This window comes from Sphingomonas sp. NFR04 (assembly GCF_900114095.1).
In the GTDB taxonomy this organism is placed as follows: domain Bacteria; phylum Pseudomonadota; class Alphaproteobacteria; order Sphingomonadales; family Sphingomonadaceae; genus Sphingomonas.
Genome location: NZ_FORV01000002.1, coordinates 722823 through 748638, shown reverse-complemented (window position 1 = coordinate 748638; position 25816 = coordinate 722823). Strand labels below are relative to the sequence as shown.

General features: G+C 66.3%; 21 protein-coding genes, 1 tRNA gene and 1 pseudogene. 15 read left to right on the top strand and 8 right to left on the bottom strand.

The genetic code is table 11. The features are described from left to right. Window positions 1-41: 41 nt before the first annotated feature. Both BM009_RS09620 and BM009_RS09615 read right to left on the bottom strand, forming a co-directional pair. Window positions 42-350: a UBP-type zinc finger domain-containing protein gene (locus BM009_RS09620; RefSeq protein ID WP_093295668.1), complete on the bottom strand. Its 309-nt coding sequence runs from the start codon at window positions 348-350 to the stop codon at window positions 42-44. Window positions 351-473: 123 nt separating this feature from the next. Then, window positions 474-893: a DoxX family protein gene (locus BM009_RS09615; RefSeq protein ID WP_093295666.1), complete on the bottom strand. Its 420-nt coding sequence runs from the start codon at window positions 891-893 to the stop codon at window positions 474-476. A gap of 216 nt (window positions 894-1109) precedes the next feature. Here BM009_RS09615 and BM009_RS09610 point away from each other — a divergent pair, with 216 nt between their 5' ends. The 5 genes and pseudogenes from BM009_RS09610 to BM009_RS09580 all read left to right on the top strand — a co-directional run bounded on the left by BM009_RS09610 (window position 1110) and on the right by BM009_RS09580 (window position 4845). Further along, window positions 1110-1424: a hypothetical protein gene (locus tag BM009_RS09610; protein WP_093295664.1), complete on the top strand. Its 315-nt coding sequence runs from the start codon at window positions 1110-1112 to the stop codon at window positions 1422-1424. Between the two features lie 11 nt (window positions 1425-1435). After that, a pseudogene (locus BM009_RS09605) lies at window positions 1436-1747 on the top strand (OsmC family protein); the annotation flags it as partial. Between the two features lie 79 nt (window positions 1748-1826). Continuing rightward, window positions 1827-2309 carry an OsmC family protein gene (locus BM009_RS09600; protein ID WP_093295662.1) on the top strand — a complete coding sequence of 161 codons (483 nt, stop codon included), beginning with the start codon at window positions 1827-1829 and terminating at the stop codon, window positions 2307-2309. A 70-nt stretch (window positions 2310-2379) separates the two neighbouring features. Next, the gene (locus tag BM009_RS09595) at window positions 2380-3186 is read left to right on the top strand and encodes a transporter (RefSeq protein ID WP_175487964.1); all 807 of its coding nucleotides are present in this window, start codon (window positions 2380-2382) and stop codon (window positions 3184-3186) included. Between the two features lie 1203 nt (window positions 3187-4389). Continuing rightward, window positions 4390-4845, top strand: a complete 456-nt coding sequence (locus BM009_RS09580; RefSeq protein ID WP_139216585.1) for a hypothetical protein — start codon at window positions 4390-4392, stop codon at window positions 4843-4845. Between the two features lie 364 nt (window positions 4846-5209). Here BM009_RS09580 and BM009_RS09575 read toward each other — a convergent pair whose 3' ends face one another. After that, a complete protein-coding gene (locus BM009_RS09575; RefSeq protein WP_093295653.1) occupies window positions 5210-6139 on the bottom strand; it encodes a LysR family transcriptional regulator in 930 nt (309 codons plus the stop codon). 120 nt (window positions 6140-6259) lie between these two features. On the opposite strand from BM009_RS09575, the gene BM009_RS09570 reads away from it, so the two are divergent. Together BM009_RS09570 and glf are read left to right on the top strand one after the other, a co-directional pair. Then, window positions 6260-6958, top strand: coding sequence for a pirin family protein (locus BM009_RS09570; protein WP_093295651.1), 699 nt, complete (start codon window positions 6260-6262; stop codon window positions 6956-6958). 161 nt (window positions 6959-7119) lie between these two features. Next, the gene (gene glf / locus BM009_RS09565; protein WP_175487963.1) at window positions 7120-9426 is read left to right on the top strand and encodes a UDP-galactopyranose mutase; all 2307 of its coding nucleotides are present in this window, start codon (window positions 7120-7122) and stop codon (window positions 9424-9426) included. A gap of 66 nt (window positions 9427-9492) precedes the next feature. Here the strand turns inward: glf and BM009_RS09560 are convergent, their stop codons facing one another. Next, window positions 9493-10689, bottom strand: a complete 1197-nt coding sequence (locus tag BM009_RS09560; protein ID WP_254772214.1) for a cellulase family glycosylhydrolase — start codon at window positions 10687-10689, stop codon at window positions 9493-9495. 155 nt (window positions 10690-10844) lie between these two features. Here BM009_RS09560 and BM009_RS09555 point away from each other — a divergent pair, with 155 nt between their 5' ends. The 3 genes from BM009_RS09555 (at window position 10845) to clpX (ending at window position 15204) form a co-directional block, all read left to right on the top strand. Then, window positions 10845-13046, top strand: coding sequence for a family 1 glycosylhydrolase (locus BM009_RS09555; protein WP_093295648.1), 2202 nt, complete (start codon window positions 10845-10847; stop codon window positions 13044-13046). A gap of 90 nt (window positions 13047-13136) precedes the next feature. Then, on the top strand, window positions 13137-13793 hold the full coding sequence (locus tag BM009_RS09550) for an ATP-dependent Clp protease proteolytic subunit (RefSeq protein ID WP_084579678.1): 657 nt from the start codon (window positions 13137-13139) through the stop codon (window positions 13791-13793). 145 nt (window positions 13794-13938) lie between these two features. Then, complete coding sequence (gene clpX, locus BM009_RS09545; RefSeq protein WP_064311561.1) at window positions 13939-15204, top strand: ATP-dependent Clp protease ATP-binding subunit ClpX; 1266 nt, start codon at window positions 13939-13941, stop codon at window positions 15202-15204. A gap of 63 nt (window positions 15205-15267) precedes the next feature. Here the strand turns inward: clpX and BM009_RS09540 are convergent, their stop codons facing one another. From BM009_RS09540 to BM009_RS09525, 4 genes are all read right to left on the bottom strand, one after another. Beyond that, on the bottom strand, window positions 15268-16374 hold the full coding sequence (locus tag BM009_RS09540; RefSeq protein WP_139216584.1) for an acyltransferase family protein: 1107 nt from the start codon (window positions 16372-16374) through the stop codon (window positions 15268-15270). A gap of 205 nt (window positions 16375-16579) precedes the next feature. After that, window positions 16580-17188 carry a hypothetical protein gene (locus tag BM009_RS09535; RefSeq protein WP_139216583.1) on the bottom strand — a complete coding sequence of 203 codons (609 nt, stop codon included), beginning with the start codon at window positions 17186-17188 and terminating at the stop codon, window positions 16580-16582. Between the two features lie 104 nt (window positions 17189-17292). Further along, window positions 17293-17895: a methyltransferase family protein gene (locus BM009_RS09530; protein ID WP_093295644.1), complete on the bottom strand. Its 603-nt coding sequence runs from the start codon at window positions 17893-17895 to the stop codon at window positions 17293-17295. After that, window positions 17892-19577: a M1 family metallopeptidase gene (locus tag BM009_RS09525; protein WP_093295643.1), complete on the bottom strand. Its 1686-nt coding sequence runs from the start codon at window positions 19575-19577 to the stop codon at window positions 17892-17894. Before BM009_RS09525 ends, BM009_RS09530 begins: the two co-directional genes overlap by 4 nt. Window positions 19578-19825: 248 nt before the next feature. Here BM009_RS09525 and lon point away from each other — a divergent pair, with 248 nt between their 5' ends. The 5 genes from lon (at window position 19826) to BM009_RS09500 (ending at window position 25734) form a co-directional block, all read left to right on the top strand. Further along, window positions 19826-22246 carry an endopeptidase La gene (lon, locus tag BM009_RS09520; RefSeq protein ID WP_093295641.1) on the top strand — a complete coding sequence of 807 codons (2421 nt, stop codon included), beginning with the start codon at window positions 19826-19828 and terminating at the stop codon, window positions 22244-22246. A 158-nt stretch (window positions 22247-22404) separates the two neighbouring features. Continuing rightward, window positions 22405-22677 carry an HU family DNA-binding protein gene (locus tag BM009_RS09515; protein ID WP_064311555.1) on the top strand — a complete coding sequence of 91 codons (273 nt, stop codon included), beginning with the start codon at window positions 22405-22407 and terminating at the stop codon, window positions 22675-22677. Window positions 22678-22784: 107 nt separating this feature from the next. Beyond that, window positions 22785-22859: transfer RNA gene (locus BM009_RS09510), tRNA-Val, on the top strand. Window positions 22860-22995: 136 nt separating this feature from the next. Next, window positions 22996-23886: a DMT family transporter gene (locus tag BM009_RS09505; RefSeq protein ID WP_093295639.1), complete on the top strand. Its 891-nt coding sequence runs from the start codon at window positions 22996-22998 to the stop codon at window positions 23884-23886. Window positions 23887-24087: 201 nt separating this feature from the next. Beyond that, the gene (locus BM009_RS09500; RefSeq protein ID WP_093295637.1) at window positions 24088-25734 is read left to right on the top strand and encodes a hypothetical protein; all 1647 of its coding nucleotides are present in this window, start codon (window positions 24088-24090) and stop codon (window positions 25732-25734) included. The last annotated feature ends 82 nt before the right edge of the window (window positions 25735-25816 follow it).

Below are 25816 nucleotides of genomic sequence, written 5' to 3'. Positions count from 1 at the left end.
CGCGTCTTAGCGCGCCGCCCGCGCGTGTCCACGGGACGGGATCAGAAGAAGCGCGGGATGGGTCCATCCTGCGGCGTCTGGTCGGGCAGGTCGACCTCGATGCCGTCGGCATAGCACCAGCCCCAGCCTTCGGGCGGGTCATAGCCTTCCATGATCGGATGGCCGGTCTCGTGGAAATGCGCGGTGGCGTGGCGGTTGGGCGACTGGTCGCAGCAGCCGACATGCCCGCACTCCCGGCACAGGCGCAGATGCACCCACCAGCTGCCGGTCTTGAGGCACTCCTCGCACCCCTTGGCGCTCGGCGTAACCTCCCGAACGGTCTCCGAATTCATGTGCGTACAGCGGGTCATAGCGATCTCCTCGGGTCCCTTCCTAGCCGAGCCGGCGCGGCAGATCGCCTGTACGTGTGGATGAGGACGCGAAAAGGGGCCGCACCGCCGGTGCGACCCCTTTTTACAACGTTTCAGATCGATTTAGCGGCGGGCGTCGAGGCTCCAGCCGCCGGCGCCGAACGCGACGACCTGGAGCAGGCCGCCGGCCATCGCGATGTTCTTGAAGAAGTGGATGAACTGGTTCTGGTCGCCCAGCGCCGAATGGAAGGCGAGCGCGGTCGCCACCGAAAAGGCGGCGAGAATGCCTGCCACGATGCGAGTGCGATAGCCGAGGATCAGCGCGATGCTGCCGCCCAGCTCGACGAGCAGCGCGATGGCGAAGCCCAGCTGCGGCAGGGGCAGGCCCGACGATGCGATATAGCCGATCGTAGCCGCCGGCGCGGCAAGCTTCGACAGGCCGCTGAGCAGGAAAATCGCGGCGATGCCGATGCGGCCCACCAGCGGCAGGGCCGACTGAACGTTGGTAGGGGTAGCGGTGTGTGAATAGGGTGCGGTAGCCATGATGTGTCTCCGAATGAGGGCGGGGACCGATCTGCCTCGCCTGGTGACCGGAAGATGGCCCCCGAGAGATGGCCTGAGAACTGGAATAAAGTCGTCCCATATGTTCGACTAAATCGAAAAGCGGCTGTTCAACTCCCTCGAACGATAGCGTCGAAACTATCCGGCTGATCGGAACAGCGGCGCCCGGCTAGAAACGGCCAAACACAGGAGGTTTCGATGGATCGTAGCGCAGCACCCGAACTCAGCCAGACCGAATGGGCTGCCGTCTCGGTCGCCTTCCGGGACGCGGCGGCCTGCGGCTGCAGCGCCGTCGCGGCAACCGAAAAGCCCTCGCTGTTCGGCCGCGTCGCCGACACGCTGTTCGGCACCCGCCGGCCGACGCCGCTCGCCAATCCGCGGCTGGAGGCGATCCGCCAGTTCGTCTGCACCACGCGCCGCCAGCGCCAGCCCGCCGCGCATCTGGTGCCGGTGCTCGCCGACCACGGTTTCAACCCCGCGCAGATCGAAGCGATCGCGCTGCTGGCGATCTGAGGACCAGGACCATGCTGCATGCCACCGCCCATATCGGCCCCGAGGCCATGGAGACGCAGATCCAGGCCGGCAGCCATGCGATCCTCGCCGACGAGCCGCCGAGCAATGGCGGCACCGATGCCGGCCCCGCGCCCTATGAGCTGCTGCTCGCTGCGCTCGGTGCCTGCACGGCGATGACGCTGCGCATGTATGCCGACCGCAAGGGCTGGCGGATCGACGCGCTCGATGTCGACCTGCGGATCCTCGGCAAGCCCGAGGAGCGCCACATCAAGCGCACCCTGACGATCGCCGGCCCCGACGAGGCCGCCAAGGCACGGCTCGCCGAGATTGCCGAGCGCACCCCGGTGACGCTGACGCTCAAGCAGGGTATCGCGATCGAAACTAATTGGCGGAGCAGACGGCATGAGCAGCGAAGTGGCCCTGGACGCAATCGCGCGCGATACCGGCGCGGGCAAGTTCCAGGTGGCGGTGCAGGTCGCGGGCGTGGCGCTGATGCTCGACGAGCCGGTGTCGGTCGGCGGCATGGGATCGGGGCCGACGCCCTATCAGATGCTCGCCTCGGCGCTCGCCGCCTGCACGACGATGACGCTGCGCGTCTATGCGCTGCAGAAGGGCTGGCCGGTCACCGGCATTCGCACCCTCGCCGGCCACCAGCGCCAGGCAGGCGTCCAGCCGGCAGACCTGTTCACCCGGCGGATCGAGATCGAGGGCGACCTCGACGACACCCAGCGCGCCCGGCTGCTCGAGATCGCCGATCGCTGCCCGGTACACCGAACGCTCACCGGCGGCGCCCGCGTCGAGACCGAACTTGCCGATGCCGCCGCGCCGACCGAGCCCGCCGCCGCCCATGCCGCCGATCTGGAGCATGCGATCCGCGACGCCTGAGGCGCGTGTATCGAAACATTTCCGACACGACATCGTTTGGCCCTCCACAAGAGCTTCGGGGGGACAGGACATGGTACGAACGGCACGCATCTTCGGGCTGGGGGCGGCACTGCTCGCGGCGGGCAATGCCTTTGCCGATGACGATCCGCGCTTCTGCCCGACCCGGCCGAGCATCGGCGGATCGAGCTGCACCACCGAGCCGGGCCGCGTCCATGTCGAGACCTCGTTCGTCGACTGGGAACGCGACGACACCGCCGACCAGCGCGAGGACCGGATCGTCACCGCCGATCTGCTGGTGCGCGCAGGCGTGGGCTCCAAGACAGAGGTGCAGCTGGGCTGGACCGGCTATGGCCACGATCGCACCCGCGACAAGGCAAGCCGCGCCATCGACACGGTCGGCGGCACCGGCGATCTGCGCTTTGCGATCCGCCAGCATCTCGCCGGCGAGAAGGGCAAGCCCTTCTCCGCGGGTGTGGAGGGCTTCGTCACCGCGCCGACCGGCAAGTCGCCGATCGGCGACGGCACCTGGTCCGCCGGCGCGATCGTGCCGGTGCAATATGACCTGACCGAGAAGCTCGCGATCGGCTTCACCGGCGAGGCCGACGCCGCCGCCAACGAAAGCGGGCAGGGGCGGCACTTCGCCTATAGCGGCATCACCAGCCTGCGCTACAAGCTCAGCGAGAAGGTGACGACGACCGCAGAATTCTCGCTGGAACGCGACAATGAGCCCGAGGGGCACGAGACCCACGCCCTCGCCGCGCTGTCGACGGCATGGCGCCCGACCAAGGTGCTGCAGTTGGACCTGCTGGCGGTGGCGGGTTTGAACCACAATTCGCCGGACGTGCGGCTGGTGGCGGGTGGGGCGGTGCTGTTCTAGTGGGCGGGCCCGTGAAGGGCTTTTTGCACCACGCTCTGCCGTTTGGATGTGCCCAGCGCGGCCCCAGGACAGGCCGATGATTTAGCGGATCCTCGGTCACCCATGGTGGGACGAAGCGGTCGCCTACCAGGATTTGGGAAGCTGGCCCCGGGGAGCCCCCGTGCGACCCTCCAACTGCTCGGTTAAGCCTTCCGCCTTGCCAGCGTTCCGAGGGCGAGGAGGCTGGCAATCGCGATAGCCGGCATGCCGATCAGCCAGAGGCGGTCATCTGCCGTCAGGTCCCATGGCGCTCCGCTGCAGCTTGTCGCACCGGGGGCGTAGCCGCAGGCTAGTTGGACGAGATACCCATAGACGAGTATCGCGCACACGCCCGTCAGCGCCGCGAGCGCGAAAAGGACATTGGATAGCACTCGCATCATCCGGTCGACCGTCCTCGGCTCAATCCCATGAGCGACACACCCCATGGGAGGCCAACGCCTCTAGTCGATCCGCAGTTACGTGCAATCGGGGCTGCGGCGCGGTATCTCGAGGCAGAAGAGGCGAAATGAGGGGCCGGTCCGCGCTAGATGCGGTGGCTTTTCGGCCTTGCTAAAGGCGCAAGGGGCCAGCGTTCTGCCGGTCCTGCCCCCCGAGAAGGAGAAGCATGCTGTTCGTTCGTGCCGTCTTGATCAGCGCAGCCGCAGTGACCTTAGGCGCGGCGTCGCGGCCACATCAGATCGCCGCCCAAGCAAGTGCGAAGCGGATGCCACTCGTGCCGCTGAGCGACGAGGACGAGCAGTCGACGCAGGAGACAGGCTGCACGTTTACGTTCACTGGGGCAGGCCACGACTATCTCCAGCTTATTGGCAGCGAGCTCATGCTCCGAGATCCGCAGGGCTTACGCTCGTGTCGGTTGACCGAGAGAGAGGGCGAGGACTTGGAGACAGGAAAGGGCACCGCTTCCTGTTCGGGGTACCGTCTGCACATTCGGGCTACCGGCCGCTCCACGTCGAATGCAGCGACAGATAGCAGCAGCGGTCGCGCGGTTCTTACGGTGGATCACGGCGGCGCTGCCAGCAGCATGCGTGGCATTTGGGGAGTCGCTTGCTGAACCCGACGTGCCATCTTGCAAGAAGGACGAGGGTCCGAACGCCACGTGTGGTTTCACTTCATCTGCATCGGATGCTGTTCAAGAGCGTTCGCTCGCCGGCTAAGGAGGTTTGGATGCGTACGTGTTATCTCAAGCTCATGGTCGGGGTTGTGCTCGGAACGGCGTCTGTGGGTGCCCTGCAGGCACAGGACCTGCCTTCCGACGAACAGCTGCAAAGGGCATTTGGCGCGACGTACAATCGCTTAGGCCTTATTGAATATTGTGTCGCCAATGGCTTCGCGACCACAGGTGATGTGGCGAACGCGCGGAGGATCGTGGCTGCGACCTTGAGCGGAATGACTGCCACGCCCGCCGCGCGTGTGCAGCAAGAGGTTGGCCGGCGCGGCACCATTGTTGGACCGCAGGTTATTGGGTTGATGAACCCGGCGGATCCAGCGCATCCTGAGGAGGTCCGCGAGGGCCAGACGATATCGCTCGTCGAGAATGCTCGAGCACAGAAATTATCTGAGCGCACGCTTTGCAAGCAGATGACCGAACAAGCAGCCGCCGTTGGAGCTGCCGAACGGTAGGAGACCACCCGGCGGCGCGCTGGATCAACAGCCGCGATCGCGATCTGTCACGCGAAAGCCGTCGGGCAGCAATCCAGCAGGTCGGGTCGCTGCCAAAGAGCCTCAACCATACTTGGCCGCAGCCTCCTTGCGTCTGCAACGGCGTTCCTTATATGTTCTATGCGCCACCTGGGAGTGGTCGCTCTTTGATCTCGCCGGATACCGTCCCTTCGCGCGTGACGCGACATGCCTCGCGCGCTTGACGCAGGAGAAGATGGGGGCCTGCGCAATTCTGCGCGAGCCTAAACTTCCTAAACTTCGGTAGTCGGCAGCCGGTCGGCGCGGCGAGCCTTCACGCGTTGCAGGCACCCGGTGCCGTCCCATCTTACGCCTCGCCAAGCCCCTCCAGATCCGCATCCTCGCGCCCCACCTCGACGAACCGCGCCCGCAGCCACGACGCCGCTGGCCCGGGTGGCACATCCCGCCTCCAGATCGCGCCGAAGCGGTACATGCCGCCGGGGCTCTCCGGCATCGCCAGCCGCACCAGCGTGCCGGCGACGAGGTCCGGCTCGATCAGCGGCAGCGGCATGTTGCCCCAGCCGATGCCTTCGCGAAGCAGCGCGTGCTTGGCGCCGAGGTCGGCGAGGCGCCAGGTGCGGGGGCTCATCACGGCGAAGTCGCGGCCGGCGGTGAGCGGCGAGCGGTCGGAGAGCACCAGCTGGACATGGTCGCGCCCCGCGCCGGGCGGGATCGGGTTCATCCGGCCAAGCGGATGGTCTGGCGCCGCCACCGGCACCATTGCCACCGATCCCGCCGCCTCGCACTCGATGCCGTTCATCCCCTGTGCCAGCGGCCCCGAGATGCCGAGCACCGCCTTGCCGTCCAGCACCAGGCTGGTGATCGCCCCCAGCGCCTCGACGTGGAGGCGCAGCGTCACCGTCGGGAACTCGGCGCGGAAGGCGCGCAGCACTTCGCCGAGCCGGCGGGTGGGAAGCATCACGTCGACGGCGAGGTTCACCTCCGCCTCCAGTCCGTCGAGCAGGCCCTTTACCTTGGCGCGCAGCCCGTCGATGCCCTGCGCCACCGTCCGCGCTTCGGCCAGTACCGCTTCGCCCGCGGTGGTGAGGCGGGGCTTCTTGGTGCCCTCGCGATCGAACAGCAGCACGCCGAGTTGCGCCTCGAGATTGGAGATCCCGTAGCTGATCACCGACACCGCGCGGTTGAGCTGGCGCCCGGCGCCCGCGAAACTGCCGCTGTCCACCACGGCGAGGAAGATGCGGAGCTGGTCGAAGGTGGGCGTGCCCGGGTTTGACATTTCTATTTCCTGGAACGTTTCGCTCCAACTTATCCCACTGATTGGAGAAGTCGAGCCCGCCTATATCCCGGTCATCGAAACGGCGCCGCAGCCCGGCGCACCCCCACAGGGAGACCCACAATGATCGAACTTCGCCCCTTTTCCAGCCTCGGCGGTGCCAACCATGGCTGGCTCGACGCCAAGCACCATTTCTCCTTCGCCAATTACTATGATCCAGCCCGCACCAGCTGGGGCAATCTGCGCGTGTGGAACGACGACACGATCGCGCCGCAGTCCGGCTTCCCGCCGCATCCGCACCGCGACATGGAGATCATCACCTATGTCCGCGACGGCGCCATCACCCACCAGGACAATCTGGGCAATCACGGGCGGACTGTCGCCGGCGACGTGCAGGTGATGTCGGCAGGCACCGGCATCGCGCATTCGGAATATAACAAGGAAGACGAGACCACCCGCATCTTCCAGATCTGGATCCAGCCGACCCGCGGCGGCGAGAAGCCGAGCTGGGGCACGCGTCCGTTCCCGAAGACCGATCGCGCCGGCCAGTTCGTGGTGCTGGCGAGCGGCTTCGAAGGCGACGGTGATGCGCTGCCGATCCGCACCGACGCCCGTGTCGTGGGCGCGACCCTGCGCGCCGGCGAGACGGCGGAATACACGCTCGGCAGCGATCGCCGCGCCTATCTGGTGCCCGCCACCGGCGCGGTGGAAATCGATGGTGTGCGGATCAATGCCCGCGACGGCGCCGCGATCAAGGATGCCGAGGTGGTCAAGATCACCGCGATCGAAGACAGCGAGATCGTGATGGTCGACGCGGCCTGAGCACAAGGCGGGCGGTACTTCGGTGCCGCCCGCAATGCTGCTGCGGGACCAAATTGCATTAACTTGTATCATGCTGTTTTTAAAAGAATTGTTGCGGAGGTCTTGGAACGGGAAGAAGCTTGGGCGGGTTCTCTCTGTCGACCGCAACAGGGAAACCGTCCTTGACCAACCATGCCGCAAGCACCCGACCGAGCAGCAACTTCGCGCTGATCTGCTTTTCGCACCTCCGCTGGAATTTCGTCTTCCAGCGACCGCAGCACCTCATGACCCGCTTCGCGCGCAACATGGACGTGCTGTTCTGGGAAGAGCCGATCGACGACGACAGCCCCACGCCCTGGCTGGAGCTGCGAGACGAAGGGGCAGGGGTGACGGTGGCGGTGCCGCATCTACCCGGCAGCATGGGTGGCGATGCGCGGACGGCGGCACTGCGCGCGCTGCTCGACGATCATGTCGCGGGCATCGGCGAGCAGCTGATCCGCTGGTATTACACGCCGATGATGCTGCCTTTCTCCCGGCATCTGGCGGCGGCCTGCACCGTCTATGACTGCATGGACGAGCTGAAGAATTTCCGCTTCGCGCCCCCCGAGCTGATGCCGCTGGAGCAGGAGCTGTTCGGGCTCGCCGACCTCGTCTTCACCGGCGGCTACAGCCTCTACGAGGCGAAGCGCGAGAGTCATGCTTCGGTGCACCCGTTCCCGTCGAGCGTCGATAGCGCACACTTCGCGCAGGGCCGCGCGCTGGTGCAGGATGTCGCCGATCAGACGGGGCTGCCGCGTCCGCGCCTCGGCTTCTACGGCGTGATCGACGAGCGGATGGACCTGGAGCTTATCGCGGCGCTCGCCGACGCCCGGCCGGATTGGACGATCGTGATGGTCGGCCCGGTGGTCAAGATCGATCCCGCCGAGCTGCCGCAGCGGGCCAACATCGCTTGGCTCGGCTCCAAGAGCTATGCCGAGCTGCCGCTCTACGCCGGCGGCTGGGACGTCGCGCTGATGCCGTTCGCGATCAACGAGGCGACGCGCTTCATCAGCCCGACCAAGACGCCCGAATATCTGGCTGCCGGCCTGCCGGTGGTCTCGACCCCGATCGTCGACGTGATCCGCCATTATGGCGACGTCGCCGGCGTGTTCGTGGCGGACGGCGCGGCGGCATTCGTCGACGCGTGCGACCAGGCGCTGGCGCTGCGCCGGACCGGCGATGCGTGGCGGATCGAGGCGGACACGCTGCTTGCCGAGCAGAGCTGGGATCAGGTCGCGGCGCGCATGCTCGGGCTGATCCTGCAGGTCGCCGAGCCCGACCAGCCGCTGCTCAAGCCGGTGCGCAGCGACCATTACGACTATCTCGTGGTCGGCGCGGGCTTTGCCGGATCGGTGATGGCCGAGCGGCTGGCGGCCGATGCCGGCAAGCGCGTGCTGGTGATCGACAAGCGGCCGCACATCGCCGGCAATGCCTTCGATCACAAGGACGAGGCCGGGATCCTGATCCACCAATACGGCCCGCATATCTTCCACACCAACAGCGCGGATATCTTCGACTATCTCTCCCGCTTCACCGAATGGCGGCAATATGAGCATCGCGTGCTCGCCGAGGTGCGCGGGCAGCTGGTGCCGATCCCGATCAACCGGACGACGCTGAACGCGCTGTTCGGCTTGTCGCTGGAGACCGAGGAGGAGGCCGCCGATTTCCTCGCCGCTCGGGCGGAGCCGGTGACGGTGATCCGCAGCTCCGAGGATGTGGTGATCTCGGCGGTGGGCCGCGAACTCTACGAGACCTTCTTCCAGGGCTATACCCGCAAGCAATGGGGGATCGATCCGTCGGAGCTCGACAAGAGCGTCACCGCGCGCGTGCCGACGCGGACGAATACCGACGATCGCTATTTCACCGACCGCTTCCAGGCGATGCCGCGCGACGGCTTCACCGCGATGTTCGCCAAGATGCTCGATCATCCGAACATCGGCCTCGAACTGGGCGTCACTTTCGAAGAGGCGAAGCGGCGGTTCAGCTTCGACCAGATCGTCTTTACCGGCCCGATCGACGAATATTTCGACTTCCGCTTCGGCAAGCTGCCCTATCGCTCGCTGCGCTTCGAGCATGTCCATGAGGACCGCGAGTGGGCGCAGCCGGTGGCGGTGGTGAACTATCCGGACGAGAAGGTGCCCTATACGCGGGTGACCGAATACAAGCACCTGACCGGGCAGCAGGCGCCGAACACCAGCCTGACCTATGAATATCCGAGCGCCGAGGGGGATCCATACTACCCGATCCCGCGCCCGGAGAACCAGGCGCTGTTCAAGCAGTATGAGGCGCTTGCGGAGGCGACGAAGGGCGTGCTGTTCGTCGGCCGCCTGGCGACCTACCGCTACTACAATATGGACCAGGTGGTCGGGCAGGCGCTCGCCACGTATCGCCGCCACATCGCCGAGGAGCGGGAGATCCCGCCGCTCAAGACGGCGGCGCTGGCGGAGTGAGAATTGCTGCTTCTTGTCCCCCTCCCACAGGCGAGAGGGGGATGAGAAGCGGAAGAGGAGAAGCCCTTACGCCGCCTTTGCAGCATCTCCGGCTTCAGCGGAGCCATTTTTCCCCGCCTCGACCTCGATGATCGGCCAGTGCGGCGCCTTGTCGTCGATCGTGCGCAACAGACGGAGGAACTCGACCTCGGTGTCGTCATAGGGGACGCCGCCGACATCGAAGATGTCATGGAACCACTTGTCCTTCAGCCCCGCGAGATTCGGGTTTTCCCACGCCGCCCAGGGCAGGTGGGTCTGCGTCTTGCCGCGCACCAGACCCCAGCAGAAGGCGCCGACATGGCGGGCCTTGGCGACCGGCAGGATCGCCTCGAAGGTGCTGCCCGCCGGGCGCGCCATGAATTCGGTGCACCAGATCGGCCGGTCGAACACGCTCAGCCAGTCGATCCGCTGCGCGAAATCCTCAGCCGTCCCGTAATTGTGGAACGAAATCATGTCGGACAGGCCGGTCTGCGCCTGTTGCAGCGGGGTGAGCAGCTCGGGCGAAGACCAGTTGCCCAGCCAGATGCCGCTGGTGAGCGGCTGGACGGGGCGCATGCTGCGCGCCCAGCTGAACGCGTCGACCAGCAGCGGCAGGACCAGATCGGCCTTGGCGCCCAGCTCACCCGCATCGCACAGCGAGACCTCGGGCCCGTTGTCCGGCTCGTTCCAAATATCCCAGGCGAGGACGCGGCGATCGGTGCGGAAGCGGCCGACCACGCCCTTGATATAGGCTTCGAGCCGCGGCCGTTGGGCGGGATCGCGGAGCGCGGGAATGCCCGGCGATTGCACCCAGCCCGAATTGTGCACGCCCGGCTTGGGCGCTGGCTGCGGCCCCAGCGCGGGATCGGGATGCCAGCAGGAATCGAACAGCACCAGCATCACCCGGATGCCATAGCCGTCCGCCGCCGCCAGCAGCGTGTCGATGCGGTCGAGAAAGCCGTCCGGATCCTCGGCCCAGAGCAGATCGTGCAGATACACGCGCACCGCATTCATGCCGACATCGGCCGCCAGCGCCAGTTCGGCGCGGATTGCCGCGATGTCGAAGGTGGCCGCCTGCCACATCTCGAGCTGGTTGATCGCGTTCGAGGGGGTGAAGTTGCAGCCCATCACCCAGGGCTGCTGCGCGTACCACGCCTTCGCCTCTGCTTCTGTCCAGCGCCCGACCATTGTTCCACACTCCGCCGCCGGCATCGCCGGGATCTGCCCATAACCGTTACTAACCATGTTGTTTTTATAGGCGGGGAAGTGAATTTCGGATGTACCCGCTACGCGCTTCTTCGGAGGCTGTTCGGGTGTTTTTGCGACGAGCCGAGCTTCCGGCCTAACCTAGGTTGGTCGTGGACCACGTCCGGCGCCCGTTGCGGTCAAGGGGGGCATCCATGACACCACTCGAGCTGTGGGGCGGTGCCGAGTGCACCGTCAATCGCGTCGGCGATACGTTCCGCGATCAGGCGATCGAGACCGGCCATCATGATCGGCTGGAGGATCTGGATCGGATCGCGGCACTCGGCGTGAAGGCGCTGCGCTTCCCCATATTGTGGGAGCGGGTCTGCCCCGACGATCCCGCGAACTGCGACTGGGCGTGGAGCGACAGCCGACTGGCGCGGGTGCGCGATCTCGGCATGCGGCCGATCGCCGGGCTGGTCCATCATGGCAGCGGTCCGCGACGCACCGACCTGCTCGACCCTGATTTCGGCAGAAAGCTCGGCGACTATGCCGCGCGGGTGGCCGAGCGCTACCCCTGGATCGCCGACTGGACGCCGGTCAACGAACCGCTGACCACCGCGCGCTTTGCGGCGCTCTACGGCCACTGGTATCCGCACGCCCGTGAGGAGGGCAGCTTCTGGCGAGCGCTGGTGCACCAGATCGAGGGCGTGGCCTGTGCGATGCAGGCAGTACGGGCGGTGCGGCCGAATGCGCGGTTGATCCAGACCGACGATCTCGGCAAGACCTATGGCACGCCCGCCACCCAGGCGCAGGTTGCCTATGACAATGCGCGGCGCTGGATGGGGTGGGACCTGCTGTGCGGCCGCGTCGTCCCCGGCCATGCCCTATGGGAGCGGCTGGCCGGCTTCGGCCTTGCCGACAAGTTGGAGGCACTCGCCGAGGCGGCCTGTCCGCCCGATGTGATCGGCATCAACCACTATCTGACCAGCGACCGGTTCCTCGACGAGCATGTCTCGGCGTACCCTCCGGCGATGCGCGGCGGCAACGGCAGCATCGCCTATGTCGATACCGAGGCGGTGCGGGTGCTCGATCCGGCGCTGGACGGACTTGCCAACGCGCTGGCCGAGGCCTGGGCGCGCTACCGCATCCCGATCGCGATCACCGAGGTCCATAACGGCTGCACCCGCGAGGAGCAGATGCGCTGGATGCGGGATGCCTGGGAAGATGCCGAGACGGCCCGCGCGGCAGGCGTTCAAGTGGAGGCGGTGACCGCCTGGTCGCTGTTCGGCGCGTCTGGTTGGAACACCCTGCTGACGGAGCCGGGCATCTACGAGCCGGGCGTGTTCGATGCCCGCGGTGGCGAACCCCGGCCCACGGCGATGGTGCCGCTGCTACAGGCGCTGGCGCAGGGAGAAGGGCACGACCACCCCGCGCTGAACGGCGAAGGGTGGTGGCAGCGCGATCTGCGCGTGACGCATCATCCCCGGCCGCATCCCGAGCCCCGCACGCGCTCCGGGCGGGGCGTCGCATCCCGTCCCCCCTTGCTGATCGCAGGCGCCACCGGCACGCTGGGCCAGGCACTCGCCCGCACCTGCGACATCCGCGGACTTGCCTATGTGCTCACCGACCGCACGATGCTGGACCTTGGCGACAGCGCCTCGATCGCCGCCGCGCTCGACACGCATCAGCCCTGGGCGGTGATCAATGCCGCGGGCTGGGTGCGCGTCGACGATGCCGAGGACGACGAGGCGGGGTGTTTCGCCGCCAACTGCCTCGGCGCGACCGAACTCGCGATCGCCGCGTCCGAGCGCGACATCGCGACCGTCAGCTTCTCCAGCGACCTGGTGTTCGACGGCGCGCTGCATCGCCCCTACACGGAAGCTGATCCCTGCGCGCCGCTCGGCGCCTATGGCCGCAGCAAGGCGGCGATGGAGGCGGCGATCGGTGGTCTGCCCGGACGCCACCTGGTCGCGCGGACGGCCGCGTTCTTCTCGCCCTGGGACCAGCACAATTTCGCGGTCCATGTCGTCGAGGCGCTGGCGGCCGGGCGACGGTTTTCTGCTGCCGACGATCAGGTCGTGTCGCCCGCCTATGTGCCGGACCTGTGCACCGCAGTGCTCGACGCGCTGATCGACGGGACCTGCGGCATCCTGCACCTCGCCAACCAGGGGGCGGTGCACTGGGCGAACTTCGCTACGGCGCTAGCCGAAGCCTGCGATCTGCCAGCCCGGCTTGTCGATGCGGTCCCCGGTACCACGCTCGGCTGGAAGGCCCCACGTCCCCGTCATGTGCCGCTCGCCAGTCAGCGCATGCCGTCCCTTGCGGCTGCGCTGCAGGCCTTCGCTACGGCGCCGGAGGTTCTCGAGCGCATCGCTCGGGCTCGGCAAGGGGCCCACGCGCTGCAATCGGCCTGAGCCCGGTCCTCCGGCAAAGCCCCTCTTGCGCTGGGCAGCCGGAGCGCCGATGTAGTCGCGGGCAATACAACAACCACGAGATCATCCCACATGCATCCGCTTTCCGGTCAGATGACCATCGATCCCGTTACTGGCGCACTCGTTCCCATCGTCATCGAGCAGTCGAGCCGCGGCGAGCGCAGCTTCGACATCTATTCGCGCCTGCTGCGGGAGCGGATCGTGTTCGTCACCGGCCAGGTCGAAGACCACATGGCCTCGCTGATCACCGCCCAGCTGCTGTTCCTCGAATCGGAAAATCCGAAGAAGGACATCTGGATGTACATCAACTCGCCGGGCGGCGTCGTCACGGCGGGCATGGCGATCCACGACACGATGCAGTATATCCGTCCGCGCGTCGGCACGGTGTGCATCGGCCAGGCGGCGTCGATGGGCTCGTTCCTGCTGGCGTCGGGCGAGCCGGGCCTGCGCGTGGCGCTGACCAACGCCCGCATCATGCTCCACCAGCCCTCGGGCGGTGCGCAGGGCATGGCGTCGGACATCGAGATCCAGGCCAAGGAAATCCTGCGAATCCGCGCGCGCATGAACGCGCTCTATTCGAAGTACACCGGCCAGCCGATTGAGAAGATCGAGACGACGATGGACCGCGACTCGTTCTTCGAGGCCGAGGAAGCCAAGGCCTTCGGCATCGTCGACGAGGTGTACGAGAAGCGCCCGGTGCCGAGCGAGGATGCGGCAGCGGCAAATTAACACTATATCCCTATCCTCGGTCGCCTGACGATTCCCGGTGCATGGAACGTCAGGCGGGCGGGGCGATTTATGGATTGCCGGAATTTCGCCTGCGTGTAGGATGGCAGGCGAGCGTTACGCGCCCGAGGCGCGAAGGATGGATTGAATGACCAAGCTCAGCGGCGGTGACTCGAAGAGCACGCTCTATTGCTCCTTCTGCGGCAAGAGCCAGCACGAGGTGCGCAAGCTCATCGCCGGCCCGACCGTGTTCATCTGCGATGAGTGCGTCGAGCTGTGCAACGACATCATCCGTGAGGAAACCAAGTCCTCGCTGGTGTCCAAGAAGGACGGAGGCGTCCCCTCGCCGCAGGAAATCTGCGACGTGCTGGACGACTATGTCATCGGCCAGAAGAAGGCGAAGCGCGTTCTCTCGGTCGCGGTGCACAACCACTACAAGCGGCTGAACCACGGCGCCAAGGGTGCCGATGTCGAGCTCGCCAAGTCGAACATCCTGCTCGTCGGCCCCACCGGCTGCGGCAAGACGCTGCTGGCGCAGACGCTGGCGCGCATCCTCGACGTGCCGTTCACCATGGCCGATGCCACCACGCTCACCGAAGCCGGCTATGTCGGCGAGGACGTGGAGAACATCATCCTCAAGCTGCTCCAGGCCTCCGACTATAATGTCGAGCGGGCGCAGCGCGGCATCGTCTACATCGACGAAATCGACAAGATCAGCCGGAAGGCCGAGAATCCGTCGATCACCCGCGACGTGTCGGGCGAGGGCGTGCAGCAGGCGCTGCTCAAGCTGATGGAAGGCACCACCGCGAGCGTTCCGCCGCAGGGCGGCCGCAAGCACCCGCAGCAGGAATTCCTGCAGGTGGACACGACCAATATCCTGTTCATCTGCGGCGGCGCTTTCTCGGGCCTCGAGAAGATCATCGGCGATCGCCTGCAGGGCAAGTCGATCGGCTTCGGCGCGCATGTCGCCGCACCGGACGAGCGCCGCACCGGCGAACTGCTCCGTCAGACCGAGCCGGAGGATCTGCTCAAGTTCGGCCTGATCCCCGAATTCGTCGGCCGTCTGCCGGTGATCGCGACGCTGGAAGACCTGGACGTCGAGGCGCTGATCAAGATCCTGACCGAGCCGAAGAACGCCCTGGTCAAGCAGTATCAGAAGCTGTTCGACATGGAGGCGGTCAAGCTCGGCTTCACCGACGACGCGCTCACCGCGGTGTCGAAGAAGGCGATCGAGCGCAAGACGGGCGCCCGCGGTCTCCGCTCGATCCTCGAAGGCATCCTGCTCGACACGATGTTCGACCTGCCCAGCATGGACGGCGTCGACGAAGTGGTGGTCGACAAGGATGTGGTCGAGGGCCGCAAGGAGCCGGTCCGCATCTACGCCAAGAAGGAAAAGGCCGGCAGCGCCGCCTGATCCGTCGAACGGACTATCGAACAGAAAGCGCGCGGGTCACGAAGCCCGCGCGCTTTCTTTTTGTCAGCGTGCCGTCACCGTCTTGCGCGTCGCCTTCCGCCGGCCGTTCAGCAGCAGCAGCAACAGGCTGGATCGGCGCACGACCAGCAGGTGGAAATAATACAGGATCAGCAGCGCGACCGGTGCGATGACGGCCATCGCCTGCCAGGGCCCGATGCCGGTGGGGTAGAGCAGCCACAGCAGCCCGAGGATCGCGGGTACGTGCAGCAGATAGATGGTGTAGCTGGCGTTCGACAGGTCCGCCTGCCACTTGTGGCAGTGCCGCAGCGAGAAGGCGCTTCGGAACACCAGCGAGGTCACAGCAAAACCGACGATCGGCCGCGCGACGAAGAAGATCAGCATGCGCAGCTTGCCGTCGGCGATCACTGCGACCGCCGCGAGATCAAGGATCGCCAGCAGCACCGCGATCGCATAGACCGCGCGGGGCGGGGACAGGAGCAGATCACGCACCGCCTGGACCCGGAACGCGGCGTGGCCCAGCGCATAGAAGAAGCAGAAATAGGTGGTCTGGCGCAGCAGGAAGGCGATGGACTGCAATCCTATCACGTGCAGGGCCTTGCCCGCTGCCCATATCGCCAGCGACGCGCCAAGTCCTGCCAACCAGAGCGCGGCGACGGTCGAAAGCGGGCGTCGCGCGGCGAAGCGCCCGAACGCCTCGACCCGCCGGTCCTGGGCCTGCAGCGCAAAGGTAAGCGGTACGTAGAGCGCAAGCGCGATCAGGAACCACATATGCATGTGCCAGTCGCTGGGCTGCCAGGGGAGATAGTCCCCCATGAAGCCGGGCTGCTTCGCGAGATCGGCGATCAGGAGGTGCGACAGCGGCACCGCCGCGGCGAGCCCCACGGCCAATGGCACCAGCAGCATCACCAGCCGGTGTCGAATCCAGTCGGCGGGCTCCGCCTTGCCGATCGTCAGCGCGGCGAAGAAGCCCGAAATCGTGAAGAATGCCTCCATCCTGCACAGATGGGATGCGTCTTCGATCATGTTGAACGCGGTGATGTCCGAAAGCGCGGCGCAATGAACGATCAGGCCCGCGGTCAATAGTGCGCCACGCCAAACGTCCATGCCATAGATGCGCTCGGGCGACCCTCTTTGCGCTGGTTTCATCATTGTATCCCCCCTGTTCGAGCAGGCCGGAGCCCGGCCCACCGATCGGGCTTTAAGGGATGGGGACATGATCTCACAACGCCAAGAAGTTATTTTTGCTGGACAAATTCCTCACATATAAAAGAATGCTGTGCGATTATGAGACAATATCGGCCGCTTTAACGCCTGCGAAGCCGATCGCGGACGAGAAGGACTGGCCGAGCAAATCCTATTTCTGGGGCGGAGGCGTCGCGCCAGCGTCGTCCAGTTGCACCGGCCAGTCCAGACCGTGCAGCAGCTCGGCAAATGCGTCCTCGAGCTTTGCCGAGCGCGACCAGCTTCCGCGCGCCGCCACCAGCCAGGTGCCGCCGGCGGGGCAGAACAGATAGCTTTCGGAGGTCAAGGGTTGCTCCTTGCCGTCCAGCGTTCCGGTCATGGTGAAGCGGGCGTGATAGGCGATGTCGGGCGTGGCGCCGGAGGGGGAGGGCCACCGGTCTTTCGACGCCAGCTTCACATCGGCATAGCTCCTGGCGACGTTGCGCTCGATCTCGGCGAACGACGCCGCACAATCCTGACCGGGTGCGGCGGGGTAGACGTAGAGCGTCACGAAACCGAGCTCGCCGCCGCGCCGCAGCGAATAGCCGGCGCTGACGTCGAGCTGCTCGGCATCATAGCTGTGGATGCGCGTGCGCAGTGCATTGCCGAGCCGTTCCGGGAACACCATGCCGCTGGCGGTGTGCGTCCAGTCGCCGTCGACGCGCAGATCTTCCTGTGCGCTGGCCGGCAGCGCGGCGAGCATCAGGCTGGCCCCCAGCATCAGGCCGCAAAACAGTCTCATTCCTCACCCCAGCAGGTCGTGTGCATCTCTTGGTGCGGCCCGAAAGGTTGCAGAGGCCGGCTGTCGATGCAAGCCGGGCATGCCGGCTTGCCTTGCGGGGCGGGTTAGAAGAGGCGGGGCAGGAAGCGCTTCACGCGGGCGGCATAGGCCTCATATTGGCGCCCGAACCGAGCGTGCAGCAGTGCTTCCTCTTCCACGACGCGGATCCAGGTGCCCCACGCGAACAGCGGCAGTCCCAGGATCAGCCCGCGCCAATGGCCGAAGGCGGTCGCCATCGCCAGCAGCATCGCGAACAGGCCCGTATAGATCGGGTGCCGGATGGTGGCGAAGGGTCCCCAGGTCACGAGATCATGGTCCTGCCGGGTTCGCGCGGCGAAGCTCCAGTTGCTGCCCATCGCCGTTGCCGCGGACAGGAACAGGCCGATACAGGCGCCGACGAGCACCGCCACGACGACTGCCTGACCGACAGACGCCGCCGACGCGGCCTGCAGCGTGGGTCGCAGCGGCCCGGAGGCGACCAGGAAGAAGCCGGCGCCCTGCAGCCAGATGCCATGGCCCGATCGGCTGCTAACCTGCGCGCCCGCCTCCCCGCGGCGATATCGGCGGAAGCGGACGTACAGCAGTGCGGCGACGAAGCCTGCTAGCCCGATCAGCAGCGCGGCGAGTGCCGGCACGCCGATCGGCGCGGGCGCCACGATCGCGATCATCGGTCCTTCGCCCAGCGCTGGAGTGCTTCCACCGCTTCCGAGCGGCGGAGGATATGTGCGTTTGGATCGAGCACCACATGCGCACCCGCTGGCACGGTAAGCGTTGCGGTGCCGCCCGGCATCGCCACCTTCTGCAGCGTGCCGTCCATCGACACATCGACGGGGAGCGGGAAGGGGCGGTCGCCGCTTGTCTTCCAGCGCAGCGTCAGCCGATCGCCGGTGCGTTCGCTGACCAGCTCGGGCAGGTCGGCCTGGTAGAGATAGGCGTCGAAGAACCATTGCAGGTCCTGGCCGGTAACCTGCTTCACGATGCCGATATATTCGGGCGTGGTGCCGAAGCGCGGGGTGAAGTTGCCCGGCTTGGGGTCCGGACGGCCATAGACGATGCGCCGGGTCACCTCGAAGAACCGGTCGTCGCCGATCAGGTAGCGGAGCGTGTGGAGGACCCAGGCGCCCTTATAGTAGATGTCCTGGCCGGGGCCGCCCTTGTCTTCCTCATACACCTCTTCCTCGGTGCGGATCTTGCCCGAGACGATCGGCGCCTTGTTGCGGATGGCGAGGCGATACTGGTCCATCATCGCGGCATAGCGGGCATCGCCCTCGCGCCACTGGCCGTAGAGCGGCTGCATGTACTGGGTGTAGCCCTCGTGCAGCCAGTAATCGTCCCAGTTGGCGGCGGTCAGCTGGTTGCCGAACCATTCATGGCCGAGCTCATGCTGGAAGATCTCGTCGAAGCCCGACGGCGTCTTGCGGTAGTTGTTACCGTACGCGTTGATCGTCTGGTGCTCCATGCCCATGTGCGGCGTCTCGACCACGCCGAGCTTCTCGTCGCCCCAGGGGAAGGGGCCGATCATGCTCTCGTAGAAATCGACCGTGGGCGCGAACTCGGCGAACAGCGCCTTGGCCTTGGCCTCGCGGCCGGGCAGATACCAATAGTGCAGCGGGAAGCTGTTGCCGAAGCGGCTCTTATAGGTGGCGGTCAGCTCCTGATAGGGGCCGATGTTGAGCGCCACGTCATAGGGATTGGGGCTCTTCGCCCGCCAGTGCCAGGTGGTGCGGCCGTCGGCGAGCGTCTCCGCTCGCAGCAACTTCCCGTTGGAGGGGGCCTTGAGCCCGGCGGGCACGGTGATGTGGAGGTCAACCAGCGCGGGCTCGCCCTGCGGGAAATCGAGGCACGGCCAGAACAGGTCGCAGCCATAGCCCTCTGCGGTGGTGGCGATCCAGGGCTTCTTGTCGCCGGGCGTGGTCGCCCAGACGAGGCCGTCGTCCCAGGGCGCGCGCACCGCCACGTGCGGCGTGCCGCCATAAGCGATCTCGGCGACGACCGTGTCGCCGGCCTTCAGCGGGCGGGGCAGGGTGATGAACATCCGGCCTTCGGGGTTGCGCCACTGCCCAGTCGCCAGCGGTTTGCCGTCGATCTTGACCGCACTGACCGGCAGGTTGCGGTCGAGGTCGATCTGCAGTTCGCGCTGCGGCGCGCTGGTCCGCAAGGTGAGCGTCGCGGTGCCGTGCAGGGCATAGCTGGCCGGCAGCACCTCGATCGCGAGATCGGCATGTTCGAGCCGCAGCGCTGCGCGCTCCGGCGCGATCGCGCCTCCCGAGGCTTGCGTCGTCGGGGTGATCGGCGGTTCGCCCCGCTTCTGCGCCTGTGCCTGCCCCATTGTCGCAGCGAGCGCGGCCATGGCCGTCGCAAATGTCGAAATCTTCAATGCGTCCCCCAAAAGGCCTGCCGTCCCGTTCCACGCGCGAATCGACAGCGTATGCCATGATAGCGATGCCGCGCTGCGACGCGAGAGCCGTGACAACGCCGGGCGGGGCTGGAGTTTTCCACCGCAATCTGGGTTAATGCGGCCACGCGATTGATGCGATCGTTCCAGGCCCCATATATAAGCCCTATGGTGCCCCTTCACGGGGCAGACCCGGAGTTTTCATGAAGCAGTCCTATCCCGTCCTGCCGCTTCGCGACATCGTCGTCTTCCCGCACATGATCGTGCCGCTGTTCGTCGGCCGTGATAAGTCGGTCGCGGCGCTGGAAGCGGCGATGGCTGACGACAAGGAGATTTTCCTCGTCGCGCAGCTCGATCCGGCCGAGGACGATCCCGGCCGCGAGGATCTCTACGATACCGGCGTTTCCGCCGAAGTGCTCCAGCTGCTCAAGCTGCCCGACGGCACCGTGCGCGTGCTGGTTGCCGGCAAGGAGCGCGGCAGCCTGACCGCGATCGAGGAGACCGGCGCCTATCTCACCGCGCATGTCGAACCCGTCGCGGAGGGTGACGAGTCGCTCGAGGAAGCTGCGGTCGAGCTGAGCGCCGAGCTCAAGGCGCTGATGCGCTCGGTCGTCGAGCAGTTCGAGAATTACGCCAAGCTCAACCGCAAGCTGCCGGCCGAGACCGCGGTGCAGCTGGGCGAGCTGGAGGATCCGTCGCGCCTTGCCGACGCGGTCGCCGCCAATATCTCGGTGAAGGTCGCCGACAAGCAGTCGCTGCTCGTCGAAAACGATCCCCAGAAGCGTCTCGAGATGGTGTTCGCCTTCATGGAAGGCGAGCTGGGCGTGCTGCAGGTCGAGAAGAAGATCCGCAGCCGCGTCAAGCGCCAGATGGAGAAGACGCAGCGCGAGTACTATCTCAACGAGCAGCTCAAGGCGATCCAGCGCGAGCTGGGCAATGAGGGCGAAGAGGGCGAGGGCGACGAGGTTGCCGAACTCACCCAGAAGATCGCCACGCTCAAGCTTTCGAAGGAAGCGCGCGCCAAGGCGCAGGGCGAGCTGAAGAAGCTCAAGACGATGGCGCCGATGTCGGCCGAGGCCACCGTCGTGCGCAACTATCTCGACGTGCTGCTGGGCCTGCCCTGGGGCAAGAAGTCCAAGCTGAAGAAGGACATCGCCGAGGCGCAGGGCGTGCTCGACCAGGATCATTACGCCCTGGAGAAGGTGAAGGACCGGATCGTCGAATATCTCGCGGTCCAGGCGCGCACCAACAAGTTGAAGGGGCCGATCCTGTGCCTCGTCGGCCCGCCGGGCGTGGGCAAGACCAGCCTGGGCAAGAGCATCGCCAAGGCGACCGGCCGCGAGTTCATCCGCCAGTCGCTGGGCGGCGTGCGCGACGAGGCCGAGATCCGCGGCCATCGCCGCACCTATATCGGCTCGCTGCCGGGCAAGATCGTGTCGAACCTCAAAAAGGCCGGCACCTCGAACCCGCTGTTCCTGCTCGACGAGATCGACAAGCTGGGCCAGGATTTCCGCGGCGATCCCGCCTCGGCGCTGCTCGAGGTGCTGGATCCCGAGCAGAACAGCAAGTTCAACGACCATTATCTGGAGATCGACATCGATCTTTCGGACGTGATGTTCGTCTGCACGGCCAACTCGCTGAACCTGCCGCAGCCGCTGCTCGACCGCATGGAGATCATCCGGCTCGAGGGGTATACCGAGGACGAGAAGGTCGAGATCGCCGAGCGCCATCTGGTTGTCAAGCAGGTCGACGCGCATGGCCTGAAGGACGGCGAGTTCGTCCTTACCAACGAAGGCCTGCGCGACCTGATCCGCTATTATACCCGTGAAGCCGGCGTGCGCACGCTGGAGCGCGAGATCGCCAAGCTCGCCCGCAAGAGCCTGCGCAAGATCCTCGAGGGCAAGGAGACCCAGGTCACCATCACCCCCGAGAACCTGGCCGACTTTGCCGGCGTGCGGAAGTATCGCTTCGGCGTGGGCGAGGAGGAGCACCAGATCGGTGCGGTCACCGGCCTGGCCTGGACCGAAGTGGGCGGCGAGCTGCTGACGATCGAGAGCGTCACCGTGCCCGGCAAGGGCGCGATCAAGACGACCGGCAAGCTGGGCGACGTGATGAAGGAATCGGTGGAAGCCGCGTTCAGCTTCGTCCGCGCGCGCAGCCCGAGCTACGGCATCAAGCCGAGCCTGTTCGCGCGCAAGGACATCCACGTCCACTTGCCCGAAGGCGCGGTGCCGAAGGATGGTCCGTCGGCGGGTATCGGCCTGGTCACTTCGATCGTCTCGACGCTCACTGGTGTCGCCGTTCGCAAGGACATCGCGATGACCGGCGAAGTGACGTTGCGCGGGCGCGTGCTGCCGATCGGCGGCCTCAAGGAGAAGCTGCTGGCGGCGCTGCGCGGCGGCATCAAGATGGTGCTGATCCCGGAGGAGAACGAAAAGGACCTCGCCGAGATTCCCGCCAATATCCGCGAAGGGCTGGAGATTGTCCCGGTTTCGCACGTGGATGAGGTTTTGCGCCTCGCGCTGACCGAGCCGCTTACTGCTATCGACTGGTCGGATGCCGATGATCTCGCTACCCAGCCGCCCGCCGGCCTGCCGGCGATCGGAGATGCTTTGCATCATTGACATGACGTAACTTTTCTGACGCAATTCGCGCCGAAAGACTTTGACTCCGGCGGCTCGCCCGTGCTGACTCGCACGCCAGCGCAGCCGCCGCGACTCATTCGGCTATCCAATCCAATTCAACGCGGTATCCCGCACAATATCAGGGGGTTTGCACCAGCATGAACAAGCAAGAGCTGATCGGTCAGGTCGCGGATGTATCGGGCCTGGCCAAGGGCGACGCGGTAAAGGCCGTCGAAGCGGTGTTCGACGTGATCACCGGCGCGCTCAAGAAGGGCGACGAAGTCCGCCTCGTGGGCTTCGGCACCTTCTCGGTCAGCAAGCGCAAGGCATCGACCGGCCGCAACCCGCGCACCGGCGAAGAGATGACCATCAAGGCATCGAACCAGCCCAAGTTCAAGCCGGGCAAGGTGCTGAAGGATTCGGTGAACTAAGCACCGAAAAATGCCGGCGGGGTGCGAAACAGGGCTGGACAGGCCTGGATCGGCACCGTAAAGGCCCGCTTCCCGTTTCGGCCGCAGGGTTTCACCCACAGGCCAATGGGCGCGTAGCTCAGTGGTAGAGCACTGTGTTCACACCGCAGGGGTCGCTGGTTCAATCCCAGCCGCGCCCACCATGTAGAGAAGCCCGTCGGACCCCAGGTTCGGCGGGCTTTTTCGTTGCTCCCCCCACCTGCGCGCGATAGGCGCGGCGGGATAGCCCATGGCCGGTTCTTCGACTGCCGCGCGCGGGTGCGGAAGGAGGCGGTTTCGATGCTGTGGGCAGGGGCGACGGTCGCGGCGGCGGCCTTCCAGGTGGCGCGCAACGCCTTCCAGCGCGGGATGATGGCGTCCAGCGGGCCGTGGGGCGCGACGCTCGTGCGCTTCCTGTTCGGCTTGCCCTTCTCGACCGCGCTGATGCTGGGCGCCATCGCCGTGGCCGGGCCGGGCCATCTCCATCCACATCTCGGCTGGACCTTCTGGTGGCCGGCGCTGCTTGGCGCGCTGGCGCAGGTGCTCGCGACCGCCGCGCTGCTCCAGGCGATGCACCATGCCGGCTTCGCGGTCGGCACCGCGCTCCAGCAGAGTTCGGTACCGCTGGCGGCGCTCGCCGGTCTGCTGGTGTTCGGCGACACGCTCAGCCCGCTTGGCTGGATCGGGGTGGCGGTGACGACCGCAGGGCTGGCGGTGCTGGTATGGCCGCGTGATGTCGGCGGGGAAGGGCGGCTGCTCCCGGGCCTCGTGTTCGGAACAGTGTCGGGCCTGTTGTTCGGGCTGGCGCTCAACGGCTTCCGCCATGCTGGCCTGGCACTGGAGCCGGCACATCCGTTCTTCGCGGCGATGACCAGCGTCACGCTCGTGCAGGCGGTGCAGACGATCGGGCTGGTCACCTTCTTGCTGTGGCGCGATCCCGCGGCGCTGCGCGCGGTGATTGCCGGGTGGCGCGGATCGCTCGGCGCCGGGCTGTTCGGGGCGTTGGCCTCGTCGGGCTGGTTCTTCGCGCTCAACCTGGCGCCGGCGGCGGCGGTGCGGTCGTTGGGCGTCGTCGAGATGCCGATCGCCGCGGTGGCCGGGCATCGGCTGTTCCGGGAGGCATTGAGCATCCGCCAGGCGATTGCGGGCGTGACGGTCTGCATCGGCGTGATCCTGACGGCAGGATTTTGAACGATCCTGTTGCCGGGAAATCACAGGGTTAGGCTGTATTTGAACTGTAATATCTGAGTCTCCGAATTGTCTTCGTACTCCCATGTTGGAGTCATGTCCCCCGCCTAGCGCCGCAATGCGGCCGACGGGGAATTGCCGAGTCGATCCCGCACCGAATCGCATTCGCGCAAAAGAACCGGCGTCCGCCGGAACGGAGACATTATGGCCAGCTTCAAACGCCTTGCCCTTATCCTCATGACGAGCAGCGCAGGGCTTGCGCTTTCGGCATGCGACGGCGCGAACGACATCGCTTCGCCGGGCACCGGCGGCAACGTGATCATCAACAACCCCGCGCCGACGCCGGCGCCGAGCCCGACGCCGACGCCGACCGCGACGCTGGTCACGCCTGCCGGGGGATGCCCGACGATCGCCGACCCGAAGGGGCTGACCGACGAGGGCACGATCAGCGGCCCGACCGGGACCTGGCGCGTCTGCACGCTGCCGTCGATCCTCTCGCGCAGCGTCACGCTTCCGAAGCTCGCCGGCGTGCTCTATCAGATGAAGGGCCGCGTCGATGTCGGCTGCGACAGCGGTTTCACCGCGCCGACCTCGGGCGCGCCGCTCACCAGCACGACCGTCGGCTGCACCGCCGCCAACGGCTTCACGCTCACCTCCGGCCAGCTGACCGCGGACACCAACGTGACGCTGACGATCGAGCCGGGCGTCATCCTCTACGGTGGCACCGGTACCTCGTGGCTTGCCGTCAACCGCGGCAACAAGCTCATCGCGAACGGCACCGCTTCCCAGCCGATCATCTTCACCAGCCGTGACAACGTGACCGGTGCCGTGTCGGACACGACCTTCGGCCAGTGGGGCGGCGTGGTGCTGATGGGCCGTGCGCGCGTCACCGATTGCGGCAGCGGCTCGACGGCGGCCAACACCTGCGAGCGCCAGACCGAAGGTTCGGCCGATCCGGCGACGTTCGGCGGTACCGATGACAGCTACAACGCCGGTTCGCTGAAATATGTGCAGATCCGTTATTCGGGCTATGTCCTGGGTGCGAACGTCGAACTGCAGGCGCTGACCGCCGAAGGCGTGGGCACGGGCACCACGCTCGACTATGTCCAGAGCCACAACAGCTCCGACGACGGCATGGAGTTCTTCGGCGGCTCGGTCCGCTTCAAGCACTACATCGCGACGGGCGCCGACGACGACAGTCTCGACATCGACACCGGTCTGCAGGGCCTGTTCCAGTACGTGCTGCTGGTCCAGCGGACCGGCGCGGGCGACGCGCTGATGGAGGTCGACAGCAACGGCAACGAGGCGGATACGCCGCGCCAGGTCACGACGGTTGCGAACTTCACCGCCCTGCAGTCGCAGTCGAGCAGCAACAACGACGCCAACGACCAGGCTTCGATCCTGCTGCGCGGCAATGCCGACCTGACGCTGGTCAACGGCCTGGTGATCACGCCGAACAACGAGTGCCTGCGCATGAACGGCTCGGGTACCACCCCGGCGACGCTCACCGCACGCTCGGTGGTGCTCCAGTGCAATGCCACCAAATATATCGGCACCGGCACCTACAACGCGACGCAGGTCGCCACGGCCTTCGGTTCGGGTGCGAACAACAACAACGACAGCTTCGTGAACTCGCTGGCGTCGCTGTTCGTCAACGGCGCAAACGAGACCGCCGTCACCGCGATCGACCCGAAGACGATCAACGCCTTCTTCGATACGACGACCTGGATCGGCGCGGTGCGTGACGCGGCGGACAACTGGTATGCGGGCTGGACCTGCAACTCGAGCTACGCCGCGTTCGACAATGCCACCGTGGCTGGCCGCTCGTGCACCTCGCTGCCGACGACCTGAGGCCAAGCCTGACCTGACTGGAGGGCGGGGCGTGGCCGAACCGGGCACGCCCCGCCCTTTCCCGATGTACGAACTAGGGGTT